General features: G+C 68.7%; 15 protein-coding genes. 8 read left to right on the top strand and 7 right to left on the bottom strand.

What is annotated here, in order from left to right; genetic code table 11:
- Positions 1-238: 238 nt before the first annotated feature.
- Positions 239-505: a GNAT family N-acetyltransferase gene (locus Q0L11_RS24545; protein ID WP_296600840.1), complete on the bottom strand. Its 267-nt coding sequence runs from the start codon at positions 503-505 to the stop codon at positions 239-241.
- A 61-nt stretch (positions 506-566) separates the two neighbouring features.
- Between Q0L11_RS24545 and Q0L11_RS24540 the strand changes: the two genes are divergently transcribed.
- A complete protein-coding gene (locus Q0L11_RS24540) occupies positions 567-1,151 on the top strand; it encodes a DUF3617 family protein (RefSeq protein WP_296600838.1) in 585 nt (194 codons plus the stop codon).
- A gap of 60 nt (positions 1,152-1,211) precedes the next feature.
- Complete coding sequence (locus Q0L11_RS24535) at positions 1,212-1,700, top strand: SRPBCC family protein (protein ID WP_296600836.1); 489 nt, start codon at positions 1,212-1,214, stop codon at positions 1,698-1,700.
- Positions 1,701-1,797: 97 nt separating this feature from the next.
- Here Q0L11_RS24535 and Q0L11_RS24530 read toward each other — a convergent pair whose 3' ends face one another.
- The 4 genes from Q0L11_RS24530 to flgK form a co-directional block, all read right to left on the bottom strand.
- The gene (locus Q0L11_RS24530; RefSeq protein ID WP_296600842.1) at positions 1,798-2,991 is read right to left on the bottom strand and encodes an acetyl-CoA C-acyltransferase; all 1,194 of its coding nucleotides are present in this window, start codon (positions 2,989-2,991) and stop codon (positions 1,798-1,800) included.
- Positions 2,992-3,093: 102 nt separating this feature from the next.
- Positions 3,094-4,275 (bottom strand): tRNA 2-thiouridine(34) synthase MnmA, encoded by a 1,182-nt coding sequence (gene mnmA / locus Q0L11_RS24525; RefSeq protein ID WP_296600835.1) that lies wholly within the window; start codon positions 4,273-4,275, stop codon positions 3,094-3,096.
- 54 nt (positions 4,276-4,329) lie between these two features.
- Positions 4,330-5,259 (bottom strand): flagellin, encoded by a 930-nt coding sequence (locus Q0L11_RS24520; protein WP_296600834.1) that lies wholly within the window; start codon positions 5,257-5,259, stop codon positions 4,330-4,332.
- An 11-nt stretch (positions 5,260-5,270) separates the two neighbouring features.
- Positions 5,271-7,367 carry a flagellar hook-associated protein FlgK gene (flgK, locus tag Q0L11_RS24515; protein ID WP_296600833.1) on the bottom strand — a complete coding sequence of 699 codons (2,097 nt, stop codon included), beginning with the start codon at positions 7,365-7,367 and terminating at the stop codon, positions 5,271-5,273.
- A 419-nt stretch (positions 7,368-7,786) separates the two neighbouring features.
- Here flgK and Q0L11_RS24510 point away from each other — a divergent pair, with 419 nt between their 5' ends.
- From Q0L11_RS24510 to Q0L11_RS24495, 4 genes are all read left to right on the top strand, one after another.
- Positions 7,787-9,331 (top strand): flagellar hook-length control protein FliK, encoded by a 1,545-nt coding sequence (locus Q0L11_RS24510; protein ID WP_296600832.1) that lies wholly within the window; start codon positions 7,787-7,789, stop codon positions 9,329-9,331.
- A 2-nt stretch (positions 9,332-9,333) separates the two neighbouring features.
- Positions 9,334-10,086, top strand: a complete 753-nt coding sequence (locus Q0L11_RS24505) for a flagellar hook capping FlgD N-terminal domain-containing protein (protein ID WP_296600831.1) — start codon at positions 9,334-9,336, stop codon at positions 10,084-10,086.
- A 53-nt stretch (positions 10,087-10,139) separates the two neighbouring features.
- Positions 10,140-11,387: a flagellar hook protein FlgE gene (locus Q0L11_RS24500; RefSeq protein ID WP_296600830.1), complete on the top strand. Its 1,248-nt coding sequence runs from the start codon at positions 10,140-10,142 to the stop codon at positions 11,385-11,387.
- 168 nt (positions 11,388-11,555) lie between these two features.
- On the top strand, positions 11,556-11,843 hold the full coding sequence (locus Q0L11_RS24495; protein ID WP_068877195.1) for a DUF1153 domain-containing protein: 288 nt from the start codon (positions 11,556-11,558) through the stop codon (positions 11,841-11,843).
- Positions 11,844-11,956: 113 nt separating this feature from the next.
- On the opposite strand, the gene Q0L11_RS24490 is transcribed toward Q0L11_RS24495, so the two are convergent.
- Positions 11,957-12,313, bottom strand: coding sequence for a RusA family crossover junction endodeoxyribonuclease (locus Q0L11_RS24490; protein WP_296600841.1), 357 nt, complete (start codon positions 12,311-12,313; stop codon positions 11,957-11,959).
- A complete protein-coding gene (locus Q0L11_RS24485) occupies positions 12,310-12,630 on the bottom strand; it encodes a YbjQ family protein (protein WP_296600829.1) in 321 nt (106 codons plus the stop codon). The genes Q0L11_RS24490 and Q0L11_RS24485 overlap by 4 nt, the downstream gene beginning before the upstream one ends.
- Positions 12,631-12,747: 117 nt before the next feature.
- Between Q0L11_RS24485 and fumC the strand changes: the two genes are divergently transcribed.
- Entirely contained in the window at positions 12,748-14,139 is a 1,392-nt protein-coding gene (gene fumC, locus Q0L11_RS24480) for a class II fumarate hydratase (RefSeq protein ID WP_296600828.1), read from the top strand.
- Between the two features lie 101 nt (positions 14,140-14,240).
- A partial coding sequence (locus Q0L11_RS24475; RefSeq protein ID WP_296600827.1) for an alpha/beta fold hydrolase occupies positions 14,241-15,096 on the top strand: 856 nt, incomplete at its 3' end.

The raw sequence follows: 15,096 nt of genomic DNA, 5'->3' as shown, positions 1-15,096 counted from the left end.
CCTCGCCGACACCTGCGACGACCCCGACGATCCCAAGTGGCGAAGCTCGGGCTAGGCACCCCCTCTCGCTCCGCGAGCTCCCCCAACGGGGGAGCATTTAGACAAGTCAGCTCCACATAGTTCCTCCCCCTCTGGGGGAGGTCCCGAAGGGGGAGGGGGTCACATCCCCAACCTCCGAACCGTCCCACCCCGACGGCGCCGACGCGCGCCCGTTCTTCCGGGTGGCGCGAGCCGTCCCCTACCCCACCAGGTCCCGGAACTCCGGGCTGCGGCGCAGCCAGGCGGCCGCGTAGCCGCAGATCGGAGTGATCTTCAGGTTCTTGTCCCGGGCGTCGGCGGCCAGCGCAGCCATCAGCCGGCCCGAGGCGCCTGTCCCGCGGAGCGCCGGCGGGCTGAACACATAGTCGACGTACAGCCGCGCCCCGTCGCGCCGGTAGTCGGCGTAGGAGGTCAGGCCGTCCTCGTCCATCTCGTAGCGTTCGCCGGTATCTCTGAGCTCGGGCATTGAACCGCCTTCCACACCGCGTAGGTTCGTCTTCCCGGGGAACGTATTCGGAGAGAACAAGATGCGCATCTACCTCGTGCTGGGCGCCGGCGCCCTGGCCCTGGCCGCCTGCTCCAAGAAGGACGACAAGGCCCCGGCCGCCGAAGCCTCGGCCTCAGCGTCGGCCAGCGCCTCGGGCGCGAACGCCAGCGCCACGGCCGGCCCGGTCGCCATGCCCAAGCGCAAGCCGGGCCTGTGGAGCCACACCATGGTGGCCGACGGCTCGACCCAGACCATGAAGATCTGCATCGACGCCGACACCGACGCCAAGATGAGCGTCTGGGGCCAGGCCATGAGCAAGGAGATGTGCTCGAAGAACGTCATGACCGCCACGCCCGGCGGCTACGCCTTCGAGAGCGAGTGCGACCTGGGCAACATGGGCCACACGGTCGGCAAGGGCACGGTCAGCGGCGACTTCAACTCGGCCTACACCGTCAAGACCACGTCCACCGTCACTGGCTCCTCGATCCCGCAGGCCAACCGCACCAGCGAGATGACGCTGGAGGCCAAATGGGAGGGCGAGTGCCCGGCCGGCATGAAGGGCGGCGACATCCAGCTCGCCAACGGCATGAAGCTCAACATGGAGGCCATGGCCGCGAAAAAGTGAGGCGGGCCTGTCGGGACGGCCGGAGGCGGGCCGTCCTTACGGCAACAGAGGAGACCTGAGATGGCCGAGAAGATCGAGATCGCCCCGAACCACGACAACGAGCTGGTCCTGGCCCGCCTGATGGATGCGACGCCGGAGCAGCTCTACAAGGTGTGGACAACGCCCGAGCTCTATCCGCAGTGGTTCTGCCCCAAGCCCTGGCGCGCAGAGGTGGCGAAGATGGAGCTGCGTCCGGGCGGCGCTGCGAACACCACCATGTACGGCCCCGACGGCGAGGTCTTCCCGAACAACGGCGTCTACCTGGAGGTCGTGCCGAACGAGAAGATCGTCTTCACCGACGCCTTCACCGAGGGCTGGGTCCCGGCGGCGGACGGCGGCATGATGACCTGTGTCCTGACGTTCGAGCGCCGGCCGGACGGCAAGACCCTCTACCTCGCCCGCTGCGGCCACCCGACGCCCGAGAAGAAGGCCCAGCACGAACAGATGGGCTTCCACGAAGGCTGGGGTGTGGTGGCCGACCAGTGCGAGGCGCTGGCGAAGACCTTGTAGGTCGGAGAGGAAACCCCCTCCCCCTTCGGGACCTCCCCCAAAGGGGGAGGATCTTGAGGTGCTCCCCCTCTGGGGGAGCTCGCGAAGCGAGAGGGGGCTAGGCCAGCTCCACCGCCATCGCCGTGGCCTCGCCGCCGCCGATGCAGAGGCTGGCCACGCCCTTCTTCCCGCCGCGCGCTTCCAGCGCGGCGAGCAGGGTGGCAAGGATCCGCGCCCCCGAGGCGCCGATCGGGTGGCCCAGGGCGCAGGCGCCGCCGTTGACGTTGAGCTTGGCGCGGTCGATCCCCAGGTCGCGCTCGGCGATCATGGCGACCACGGCGAAGGCCTCGTTGATCTCGAAGAGGTCGACGTCGTCCACGCTCCAGCCGGCGCGCTTCAGCGCCTTCTGGACCGCTGGGACCGGGGCGGTGGTGAAGAGGCCGGGCTCGTGGGCGTGGGCGGCGTGGCCAGCCACGCGCGCCACGATCTTCATGCCCAGCTTCCGCGCGACGCTCTCGCGGGTCATCACCAGGGCCGCGGCGCCGTCGCTGATCGAGCTGGCGTTGGCGGCGGTGATCGTCCCGTCCTTGGCGAAGGCGGGCTTCAGGGTCGGGATCTTGGCCGGATCGGCCTTCAGCGGCTGCTCGTCCTTGTCGACCACGGTCGAGCCCTTGCGGTCGGTCACGGTGACCGGGACGATCTCGCGGGCGAAGGCGCCGCTCTCGGTGGCGGCCCGGGCCTTGGTCAGGCTGCCGATGGCGTACTCGTCCTGCGCCTCGCGGGTGAATTGGTAGGCCTTGGCGGTCTCTTCCGCGAAGCTGCCCATCAGCCGCCCCGGCTCGTAGGCGTCCTCCAGCCCGTCCAGGTACATGTGGTCGAACATGGTGTCGTGGCCGATCCGCGCGCCGCCGCGGTGCTTGGTCATCAGGTAGGGCGCGCCGGTCATGCTCTCCATGCCGCCCGCGACGATCACGTCCACCGAGCCGGCGGCTAGCGCGTCATGCGCCAGGATGGCCGCCTGCATGCCCGAGCCGCACATCTTGTTGACCGTCGTGGCCTCCACCGAGTTGGGCAGCCCCGCCCCCAGCGCCGCCTGCCGCGCGGGCGCCTGGCCGAGGCCCGCCGGCAGCACGCAGCCCATCAGGATCTGCTCGACGGCGTCCGGCGCGACACCGGCGCGCTCGACAGCGGCCTTGACCGCGGCCGCGCCCAGCTCGGTGGCCTTCACGCCGGACAGGACGCCCTGGAAGCCGCCCATGGGCGTGCGGGCGTAGGATGCGATGACGACGGGGTCGGAGGCGGTGTTGCTCATGCCCGCGATATAGGCCCGGCCCGCCGCGCCGTCACCCGCCCGCATGCGACCGCTTCTGACGCAGGCGCATCCTAACGTCGCCGCCCCATGAAGAAGGCGACGCTATTGATTCCGAACCGTCCCCGCGATGAACCCGCCGCCCAGCACGCGCGTCTCGTCCTCGGGCGCGTAGAGCACGCAGGCCTGACCCGGCGCGACGCCTTCCTCGGGCGCGGCGAAGACGATCCCCGGCGCGCCCTCGACGACGCCGAGCCGGCCCAACACGGGTTCGCGGGTGGAGCGCACGCGCGTCAGGACCGGCCGCTGGCGCCTCACCGCGTCCTCGATCGAGGCCCCCTCGCCGATCCAGTTGGTCTCCTTGAGGCTCAGCGCCCGCGTCAGCAGCGCCTCGCGCGGCCCCACCACCACGTGGCGCCGGTCGGCGTCGATCCGCACCACGAACAGCGGGTCGCCGACCGCCACGTTCAGCCCCCGGCGCTGGCCGATGGTGTAGCGGGTGACGCCCTCGTGCCGGCCCAGGACGCGGCCGTCCAGGTGTACGATGTCGCCGGGCTCCGCGCCCTGCGGCCGCAGCCGGTCGATCACCGTCGTATACCGGCCTTCGGGCACGAAGCAGATGTCCTGGCTGTCCGGCTTGTCCGCCACCGCCAGGCCCAGCTCCAGCGCCGCCGCCCGCACCGCCGGCTTGGGCAGCGCGCCCAGCGGGAAGCGCAAATAGGCAAGCTGTTCCGCCGTGGTCGCGAACAGGAAGTAGGACTGGTCCCGCGCCGGGTCGGCCGCGCGGTGCAGCTCCGGCCCGTTCGGCCCGACCTCGCGGCGGACGTAGTGCCCGGTCGCCATGGCCTCGGCGCCCAGGTCGCGCGCCACGTCCAGCAGGTCGCGGAACTTCACCGTCTGATTGCAGCGGATGCAGGGGATCGGCGTCTCGCCGCGCAGGTAGCTGTCGGCGAAGTCCTCGATCACCTGCTGCTTGAAGCGGCTCTCGTAGTCCAGGACGTAGTGCGGGATGCCGATGGCGTCGGCCGCCGTGCGCGCGTCGTGGATGTCCTGGCCCGCGCAGCAGGCGCCCTTCTTCTGGATCGCCGCGCCGTGGTCGTAGAGCTGCAGGGTCACGCCCACCACGTCGTAGCCGGCGCGGGCCAGCAGGGCGGCGGTGACGGTGGAGTCCACGCCGCCCGACATTGCGGCGACGATCCGGGTCCCGGCGGGCAGGCGCACGGCGTCGCGTGCGGCCTCGACCAGGCCGTCGCTCAGCCGATCAGGTGCGAGCAGGGGCGCGTTCATGGCGGCCCATATAGTCCGTGCGCCCCCTCATGGGGAGGGCCGCGCCGTCGCAGCCTACTTCAGCAGGTTGATCAGCGACGATTGCTGCAGGGTCTGGAAGACGTAGGCTGCGGACTGCACCGAGAGCTGCGCCTGCTGCAGGTTGGCCGCCGCCTGGGCCATGTCGGCGTCGGTGATGTCGCCGATCATGCCCGCCAGCGAGTTCTGCCGGCCCTTGAGGTCGTCGGCGATCGTCTCGAGACGCTTCTGGTTCACGCCGTTGTAGGCGGCAGTCTGGGTGACGTCCTGGCGCACGGCGTCCCAACTGGCGAGCTGCCCTTCGAGGAAGGTCTGCTGCGCCTGGGTAAGCTGGCCGTTGAACGGGCCCGAGCCCCCCTGGTTGAACTGCTGGAAGGCCTGGAAGGCCTGCATCATCGCCGTGCCCATGTCGTCCGCCAGGATGCCGGTCGTGACCGTGGTCGACTCGTCGAGCTTGGCCGTGACCTTGAAGGTGTCGTTCTGGAAGAAGCTCGAGATCGGCGGGCCGGCCGTGAGGTCGGACAACGTCGTCACCGTGACCGGACGGGTGTCGACCTGGCCCCCGGCGAACAGATACTTGCCGCCGTACCGGGCGTTCATCGCCTCGACGGCGTTGCGGAGCTGCCCCTCCACGTCCTCGACCAGGGTGTCGACGCGTCCTGAGGCCAGGGCTTCCGAGAACAACTGCCGCACCGACTGAGCCGCGTCGGCCACTCGGGTGATCGCCGTGTTCTGGGTGTCCAGCTTGTCGGTCAGGACCTTGTTCTGGTCCTGATAGACGCCCAGCCGGGTCTGCACCGACTTCATGGCGGTCAGGATCTCGGACGACTTGGCATAGTCCTTCAGGTTCGACCCGTTCTTCTGGGTCGCGACCTGATTGCCGGCCTCCATCTGGTTCTTCTGCGCGACCAGGAGGTTGGCGAGGACTGCGGCGTAGTTCCCGTTCGTCGTGACGCGGGTGACCATTGCGAGCTTCCTTAGACGATGCCGAGCAGGGTGTCGTACAGTTCGCCGACAGCCTGGATCATGCGGGCAGAGGCGTTGAACGCCTGCTGGTAGGTGGTGAGGTTCACCAGTTCCTCGTCGAGGTTCACGCCCTCGACCGACTGGCGGCGGTTGTTGGCTTCCGTGGAGACCGCTTCGGCGCTCTCCTTGCGCGTCTGGGCGGCGGCGGCGCCACGGCCGACCGACCCGCCGAATTCCGACGCATACCGGGACACCGTCATGGTCACCTGGCCCAGCGAGCCCGCGGCCTGGAACAGCGTGCTGACCTCGCCGGCCGTGGAGATGTCCAGCGCGCCCTTGCCGTCGCCGGGACGCACGGCGACCTGGCCGACGGTGGCGGTCGCGTCCAGCTTGCCCATCGGCATCTTGGTCGGGTCGGAGTTGAAGATCGTCGACAGCGAGAAGCGGCTTGCCCGCGTCGAGCGCTCCTGCACGCCCAGGCCGAAAAGGCCGCTGATCGAGGCGCCCCCCGCGCCGCGCTGGGTGTTGTCGGTGAGAACCGAGACCTTCGTTTCGAGCGCGGCCGAGGAGGTGAAGCTGAGCACGCCGTTCGAGTCGAGACCGAACGAGCCGTAGAGCCCCACGCCCGTGGCGGCGCTGTTCAGCGAGTTCAGCAGGTCGCTCATGTTCGGCGCGGCGGGCACCGTCACCGCCACGGTCGTGATCGGCCGGCCGTCCGGATACGAGACCTGCAGGTTGATCTGGCCGCCCGGCGTGAAGCCGTGCGGGCTCGCGGCCGCCAGTCCCGTCGCGTAGTTGGTCTGGCCCGTGTTCTTGATCAGGTCGTTCAGGCCGAAATAGTGGGAGAAGCCACGGCCGGTGCGCTGCGACGTCCCCTCGTCGATGGCGATGCCGTTGCCGCCCGTGGCGTTGAGGGTCAGCGCGCCGTTCGTGAACGTGGCGCTGCCGGAACCGCCCAGCGCCGTGTTCAGGCTGGCCAGGAAGGTCGCCGGGGTGAAGGCCGGACCTGCCGCGCCGTTCACCGTCATCGTGCCGGCGGTGAAGTCGATGTCGATCTTCCGCTGCATGACGCCCTGGGCGTTCACGATCCCGATCGTCGTCGTGCCGGTGAAGCCGGTGATGTCGCTCGTCAGGTCCAGCCCGGTGTCCCGGCCGACCATCTGCGCCGGCGCGGGATAGGCTGCGGCGTCGTTGTTGGCGGCATTGATCTGGTCGACCGCCTTGCTCACGAACTCGCCCAGTTGGTCGTAGAGCTTGGGCAGTTCCACGTCGCGGAGTTCGAGCAGGCCCTTCAGCTCACCGCTGGAGATGTTGATCGCCGGCGCCGAGGCGCCTCCGGGCAGCAGCGCGGTGATGTACCCGGGCGTGGTGTCGGTCGAATTGTAGGTCAGCTTCGAGGCCTGGTCGCCGGCCAGCAGCACGCCCTCGGGCGAGCGCACGTCGACGCCGCCGCCCTGGCGCGGCTGCACGCGGACATTCATCAGCCCGGCCAGTTCGTCGAGAAGCTGGCTCTGGATATTCTCCGAGCCCGACGCATCGGCGCCGCGCAGGCTCGCGCGGGTGATGTCGGCGTTCAGCTTGCTGATCTGCTCCAGGAGGCTGTTGGCGCGGTCGACCCCGGCATTGATCTGTGTCTCGACCGTGTCGCCCAGCGCCACGATCTGCTTGTTGATCCGGTCGGACTCCGAAAGAAAATCCTCGACGTTCGACAGGGCCTGGCTGCGCAGCAGCGTCGAGGACGGGTCGTCGGCGGCCGTCGCGAAGGCCCCGAAGATCTTGTCCAGGCGGTTGAAGAAGAAGCCGTCCTTGCCCGGGTCGCCGAACAGGCTCTGCGCGTTGTCGAGGTATTCGGCCACCGCGCCCCACCGCTCCGCGTCCGACGAGGCGGTCAGCGAGGCCATCTGCAGATACTGGTCGGTGATCCGCTTGATGCCGTCGATCTTCACGCCCATGCCCGCGCCATCGACGACGAGCGAACTCTGGTTCACCGCCTTGCGGACGTATCCGGGCGTGTTGACGTTGGAGATGTTGTCCGAGACCGCGCGCAGCGAAGCCTGCGCGGCGTTGAGGCCCGAGGACGCGGTCCGGAGAGTGGCGGTCAACGACATCGATTAAGGCTCCGCCCGGCAAAGGCTGACGCACGACCCGGCGGATTCTGCCGGGGCATTGGTGAACGCGCGTGCGTCAGGCCGGAAATTCTTCAATATTTTCAACATTGGTCCCGTTCGGGGTCCGATGGGTCGAAGACGGAGGCGCAAGTCCGGCGCCAGTCCGTGAAGCGGCGCCATTCCAGCCATCCTGCACGGCCACGGTTAGGGATTTGGTAAGGCGGCAGGGAACGCCCCATCGACGCGCCGACGGCCCGGCAAATTCCTCCGCAGGGTGCGGATCCGCCGCTGCAGCGCCAGGGTCTTTTTTCAATATATACAACGACATGTCGAACTGGCCCGCCGGTTGCTCAGGGATGGTCCGAATGAGCTCGGCGCAGGACGCGCCTTCCCTCTCACGAAATTGATCCGACAGCCGCATGACCGCGTCCGCGCTCAACATCGCCTCCATTGCCCCCAAGGCCCAGCCCGGCGGCTCCGCGCACGCCGGCGGCGGGAACGCACTGGCAGGCTTCGAAGCCCTGCTGGGCGCCCTGTTCCCCGGCACGGACCCGACCGCGATGGCCGCCACCCCTGCAGTCGCCGCGCTCACGGGGGCCGCCGTCATGCCGGCCGACGAAGCACAGGGCGAAGACAAGGCGGCCGACTCGGACGCCGCCGCCGATGCGGGCGCCACACCCACTGCCGACCCGGCGACGGCTGGCGACACGACCGCGGCCGTGATGGCGAGCCTTATGGCCGCGCAGACCGCCGCCACCGACACGCCGACCAAGACCCCCAAGGACGACGCCGCCACGCCGCCGGCCTGGGGCCGCGACAAGGCCAAGGGCGCGCCCGCGGCGCCGGCCCTCGCCAACGCGAACCCCAAGGCCCAATTGGCGCAGAAGGCCGGTCTGACGGAGGACGCGGCGCCGGAAGCCGCGGACGAAGCGGCGCCTGCCGCCGACACCTCGCTCGCCAGCGGTTCGACCCAGGCCCCGACCGCTCCCGCGACGCCCGTCGCGACGAACCGCACGCCCGTGTCGACGCAATCTCCGCAGCCGGGCGCCTCCGCGCCCGCGCCCGGTGTCGCCGTAGAGGCGCCCGTCGAGGCGGCGCCGGAACCGAAGCCCCAGGCGGTGGCAGTCGAGCCGCCTGCGGCCGAGACGCCCGCCGCCGCCGACACGGCCGCCACCAACGCGGCGCTGACCGCGCGCACCGAGACCGCGCCTGCGCCGCCGCCGCCGCCTGCCCCCAAGGCCGCGAAGGGCGATCGGACGAAGGCGATCAGCGAGACGGCCGAACCGACGGCCGACACCGCGCGCGCCCCGGAAGCGGCGAACAAGGCGGCTCCGACCGCCACCGCGCAACGCGCGGCCAAGGCCGGCGACGCCGCGGTCGACGCGGTTGACAGCAAGGCGCGCGAAACGAAGACGGCCCCGGAAACCCCCGACGCGGTCCCGCAGGGCGAGACGCACGCGGCGGCCCAGTCGGCCGCGCCGACCACCGCCCATACGACCCACGCCGTTCGGGGATCGCTCGAGACCGTCGCCAACCTGGCCGCCCAGATCGTCAAGAAGCTCGAGGGCAAGTCGACGCGCTTCGACGTCGAGCTGGACCCGCAGGGCCTTGGCAAGGTGGACGTGCGGGTGGAGATCGCCGCGTCGGGCCGCGTCACGGCTGCGATGACCTTCGACAATCCCCAGGCCGCCGCGGACGTGAAGGCTCGCGCCGCCGAACTGCAGCGCGCCCTGGAGCAGGCGGGCTTCGACCTCTCGGGCGGCCTCAGCTTCGATGTCGCCGACCAGCGCGGCCAGCAACAGCAGAACCAGGCCTGGCAGGACCAGGGCGAAACGGGCCGCGCGTTCCAGGGCCGGGCGTTCCGCGCCGCCCTTGAGACCGCCGGCGACGCGGCCGAAGCCGCCAACCAGGGCGCGCTGCGCCTCCGCCGGGGTGTGAACGCCGGCCTCGATGTGAGGATTTGACGATGGCCGTCGATGCAACGACCGCCGCCGGCGCGGCCAATTCCGCCACCACCACGGGACGCACCCGTCTGGCGGAGAACTTCGACACGTTCCTGACGCTGCTCACGACGCAGTTGAAGAACCAGGACCCGCTGTCGCCGATGGACTCCACCCAGTTCACCCAGCAACTGGTCCAGATGACGGGCGTCGAGCAGCAACTGCTCACCAACGACCTGCTCACCAAGCTGGTGTCGAACACTGGGTCCGGCGTCTCCACGGCCGTCAGCCTGATCGGCAAGGAGGTCCGCGCCGAGACCGACGTCGCCGCGCTCAAGGGCGGCAAGGCCGAGTGGACCTACAAGCTCGATCGCGACGCCTCGGACGTGAAGCTCGAAGTCCTCGATTCCAAGGGCCGGGTGATCCGCACGATCGCCGGGACCGAGAACAAGGCCGGCGAGCACAAGCTGACCTGGGACGGCAAGACCACGGGCGGATCGGACGCGGCCGAAGGCACCTACACGCTGAAGATCACCGCCAAGGACAGCGAAGGCAGCTCGGTCACCACGTCCACCTACATGGACGGCAAGGTCACCGGAGTCGAGCAGAAGGACGGTTCGACCTTCCTCACCATCAACGGCGCGCAGGTCCCCTGGGACAAGCTCGTCAGCATCCGCCAGCCGGAAGAGACGCAGACCGCCACGAAGTCTGGCGACACGTCGACCACCGGTTCCACCAACAACACGGACGACAAAACGTCGTCTCCAGCGGCGGCCTGACCGGCCGAACCAACGCAGCACGCGCACCCGCTTCAGGAGAACGGAACTAAGTCATGTCCATCAATTCAGCCCTGCTCGCCGGCGTCTCTGGCCTGGTCGCCAACTCGTCGGCCCTCGCGGCCATCTCGGACAACATCGCCAACGTCAACACGGTCGCCTACAAGCGCAACCAGGTGAACTTCGCCAACGTCGTGACCGCCCAGGCGGTCTCGGGCCGCTATTCGGCCGGCGGGGTCCAGGGCGTGACGCGCCAGTTCGTCAGCACCCAGGGCCTGATCCAGTCCTCGGGCTCGTCGACCGACCTGGCGATCTCGGGCGACGGATTCTTCGTCGTCACCAGCAAGGGCGCGCCCCTGACGGCGGCGGACGCCCGGGTGTTCACCCGCCAAGGCTCTTTCAGCGTCGATGCCGACGGCTATCTCGTGAACGACAGCAAGCTCTACCTGCAGGGCTGGCCGGTCCAGTCGAACGGCACGTTCGTCACCCCGCCGTCCGACCTGACCGCGATGCAGTCGATCAACGTGAAGAACCTGGGCGCCGCGGTCTCGCCGACCAGCACGATCGGCATCACCGCCAACCTGGACAAGGTGAGCGCCGTCGCGCCCGACCCGATCGACGTGAACATCGTTGACGCCGCCGGTGGCCGCCACACCCTGCGGCTTACCTTCACGCAAACCACGCCGAACAACTGGAACATGGCGATCGCCACAGTTCCGGCCGCCGACTCCACGGTCGCGCCGGCGGCGACGGTGCCGGTGACGTTCAACACGGACGGCTCGATCAACCAGATCAACGGCGGCTCGGCCAGCGCGTTCAACATGACACTGACCTGGGCGGCGGCCCTCGGCCTGCCCAACCAGACCATCGCGCTCGATCTCAGCAAGACCACCCAGTACGACGAGCCCAGCTCCACCACCCAGATCACCCAGAACGGCGCCGGCGCCGGCAACGTGGTGGCCATCGAGGTGGACGAGGACGGCATCGTCTCGGCCGTCTACGACAACAACCAGATCCGCAAGGTGGCGAAGGTCGGGATCGGCACCTTCTCGAACCCCGACGGCCTGGCCACGGTGAGCGGCAACGCCTACCGGCCCACGCGCGAGGCCGGCGAACTGGTCATCAAGCAGGCCGGCGTCGGCGGTGCGGGCAAGATCTCCCCCTCCAGCCTTGAAGCGTCGACGGTCGACCTCTCGGCGGAATTCACCGGCCTGATCCAGACACAGAAGGCCTATTCGGCTTCTTCCAAGATCATCACCACCGCCGATCAGATGTTGGAAGAACTTATCAACATCAAGCGATAATATTGACGACGAATAGAACCCGAAACTTCTACCTGAACTCAACTGTATTAAAATGGTACATGGGGAGGCCGATGGTTAGTGGTTTCTTTACTAAGGCGATTCAGCGGCTGGTAAGGGCCGCTGGGTATGCTTCCCGTCGAACAGTGATGGTGAGGCGCTAGAAAGCCCATGCTTCAACAACAACAAACGCGCACGAACAGCCGCGGCGAGGCCTATGTCATCGGCCCGACGGGTGCGCCTCTGACCAAGAATGACCTGCCGCCGCCGAACACCGGCCGGTGGGTCATCCGCCGGAAGGCGGAGGTGGTCGCCGCCGTCCGCGGGGGTCTGATCACGCTGGAGGAAGCGCTGGAACGGTACTCGCTGACGAACGACGAGTTCCTCTCCTGGCAGCGCTCGATCGAGCGCCACGGGATGGCGGGCCTGCGCACCACGCGGCTCCAGCAGTACCGCTGACCGATCTCCTCTGAAGAGGTCGGCATGAAACGCCGGCCGCGCCCCTCCCCAGGCGCGGCCGGCTTTTCATTTTCCGGAACATGTTCGGCGAACGCGTGGGCCGAACCGCGCGGTCAGGAGAGTTTCCGTACCTGGATGGTGATGCGCTCGCGCTCGCCCGGCTTCCGCTCGACCAGCAGGCGCGCCACCTGGGCGTCGTCGTGGAAGGCGTAGCCCTTGATGGCGTCCAGCAGCGCCTTGGCCAGGTTGTCGAGGTCGAGCCATGGAGCCTCGCCCACGTACTCCATGGCGATCTCCACCGAGAACTCGCCCCAGGCCGGCCGCGAGCCGCGCCACGCCTTGCGGAAGAACTCGTAGATCAGCGGCTTGTAGTACTTCGCCTGGGTCGTCAGGCCATCGACGCTGACTTCCAGCAGGCCGTCGGCCTCGCGGGCGCGCACCTTGCCGTGCTGGGTCCAGGCGTCGCTCAGAGCTTTTCGACCTTCACGGCCGTCCCGTAGGCGAGCACCTCGGTGATGCCGTCCATGATTTCGTTCGCGTCGTAACGCATGGCGATGACGGCGTCGGCGCCCAGTTCCCCAGCATGCCGGACCAGAAGGTCGTAGGCCTCCTGCCGGGCAGTCTCGGCGAGCTTCGTATAGATGGTGATGTTGCCGCCGAAGATGGATTGCACGGCCCCGCCGATGTTGCCGATCACGCTGCGCGAGCGGACGGTCACCCCTCGCGCGACCCCGAGATGGGCGGTCACGCGGTATCCGGGCAGATCGTTGGTGGTCGCGACAAGCATGGCGAAGGCGCTCCAGTGGGCGCTTCCCCTATATCGCCCGGGCCCGACCCGCGCCACGCCCGTTGCGGACCGGCCCGCCGGCGGCTAGACCGCCCGCAGCCTGACAGGGAGTCCCCAATGACCGCGACCCGTACCGAGACCGACACCTTCGGCCCGATCGAGGTGGCGTCCGACCGCTACTGGGGCGCGCAGACCCAGCGCAGCCTTGGCAACTTCAAGATCGGCTGGGAGAAGCAGCCCAAGCCGGTCATCCGCGCCTTGGGCGTGGTCAAGCGGGCGGCCGCAGAAGCCAACATGGAGCTCGGCAAGCTCGACCCCGAAATCGGCAAGTACATCATCGCCGCGGCGCAGGAGGTCATCGACGGCAAGCTCGACGACCACTTCCCGCTGGTGGTCTGGCAGACCGGCTCGGGCACCCAGTCGAACATGAACGCCAACGAGGTGATCTCGAACCGGGCCATCGAGATGATGGGCGGCGTGATGGGCTCCAAGAAGCCTGTCCACCCGAACGACCACGTCAACATGAGCCAGTCGTCGAACGACACCTATCCGACGGCCATGCACATCGCCGCGGCCGAGGAGGTCGCCAAGACCCTGATGCCGGCGCTGGAGCACCTGCACGCGGCGCTGAAGGCGAAATCCAAGCAGTTCGAGCACATCATCAAGATCGGCCGCACCCACACCCAGGACGCCACGCCGCTGACCCTGGGCCAGGAGTTCTCCGGCTATTCGCAGCAGGTCGCCAACGGCGTGCGGCGGATCAAGGAGACGCTCTACGGGCTCTATGAACTCGCCCAGGGCGGCACCGCGGTCGGCACCGGCCTGAACGCCCCGGTGGGCTTCGCCGAGCTGGTGGCCAAGAAGATCGCCGCCATCACCCACCTGCCCTTCGTGACCGCGCCCAACAAGTTCGAGGCGCTGGCCGCCCACGACGCCATGGTCTTCAGCCACGGCGCGATCAACACCATGGCCGGCAGCCTGTTCAAGATCGCCAACGACATCCGCTTCCTGGGCTCCGGCCCCCGCTCGGGCCTCGGCGAGCTCAGCCTGCCGGAAAACGAACCGGGCTCGTCGATCATGCCGGGCAAGGTCAACCCGACCCAGTGCGAGGCGCTGACCATGGTCTGCGTCCAGGTGTTCGGGAACAACGCCACCATGACCTTCGCCGGCGCCTCGGGCCATTTCGAGCTGAACGTCTTCAATCCGGTGATGGCCTACAACTTCCTGCAGTCCTGCCGCCTGCTGGCCGACAGCGCCATCTCCTTCACCGACAACTGCGTGGTCGGCATCGAGGCCCGCGAGGACAACATCAAGGCCGCGCTGGAGCGCTCCCTGATGCTGGTCACCGCCCTGGCGCCCAAGATCGGCTACGACGCGGCGGCCAAGATCGCCAAGACGGCGCACAAGAACGGCACCACCCTGCGCGAAGAGGCGGTCGGTGGCGGCTATGTGACGAACGAGGAGTTCGACGCGGTGGTGCGCCCGGAGAACATGATCCATCCGGGCTGAGGACGAGGCTCGCTCGAACCCCCGGGCGAGCCTTGCCGATATTTAAGCTGCGGTCGGTGGCGTGGGCGGCCTAGACAAGGCCTCGAAACCCTGGGGCCCTCATGATCCGCACCGTCGCCGTCTTTCTTGCGCTGGCCTTCGCCACGACCGCCGCCGCCCAGGCGCCGGATCCCTACGAGCCGGGCCGGGCCGTCGTCGCCGATATCCAGAAGGTGGTGAACCCCAAGGGCGTTCAGGAGACGTTCGAAGTCAGCCTCGGCGGCGCCCGCCAGGTGGTGAACGTCCGCGGCGCGGACCGCTCGAACCCGATCATACTGTTCATCCACGGCGGCCCCGGTGCGGTCGAGATGCCGGTGGCCTGGGCCTTCCAGCGGCCCTGGGAGGACTATTTCACCGTCGTCCAATGGGACCAGCGCGGCGCGGGCCGCTCCTATCCGCTGAATGATCCCAAGACGCTGGCGCCCACCCTCTCCCTGGACCGCTACCGCGACGACGCCATCGAGCTGATCGAGTTGCTGCGCAAGAAATACGGCCAGCGGAAGGTCTTCGTCATGGGCCACAGCTGGGGCTCGGTCGTCGGCCTGTCGGTGGCCGCCAAGCGCCCGGACCTGCTCTACGCCTATATCGGCATGGGCCAGGTGATCGACTTCCGCGAGAACGAGAAGCTGGGCCTGGCCTGGACGCTGGAGCAGGCGCGCAAGGACGGCAACGCCAAGGCCGTCAAGGAGCTGGAGGCCCTGCAGCCCTATCCCACGGCCACCGGCCCGCTCGACATCGACAAGATGACCACCGAGCGCAACTGGTCGATCCATTACGGCGGCCTCGCCGCCCACCGCCACGACGCCGACTTCTATTTCCACGCCCCACGGCTGTCGCCCGAATACACCGCCGCCGACCGGAAGGCCTGGGACGACGGCAGCGGCTTCTCGATCCGGGTGCTGTGGCCGCAGCTCTCGG

This window comes from Phenylobacterium sp., from assembly GCF_024508875.1.
Taxonomy (GTDB): domain Bacteria; phylum Pseudomonadota; class Alphaproteobacteria; order Caulobacterales; family Caulobacteraceae; genus Phenylobacterium.
Note: the sequence above shows the minus strand (reverse complement) of the source record. Positions and strands in the feature narration are given on the sequence as shown.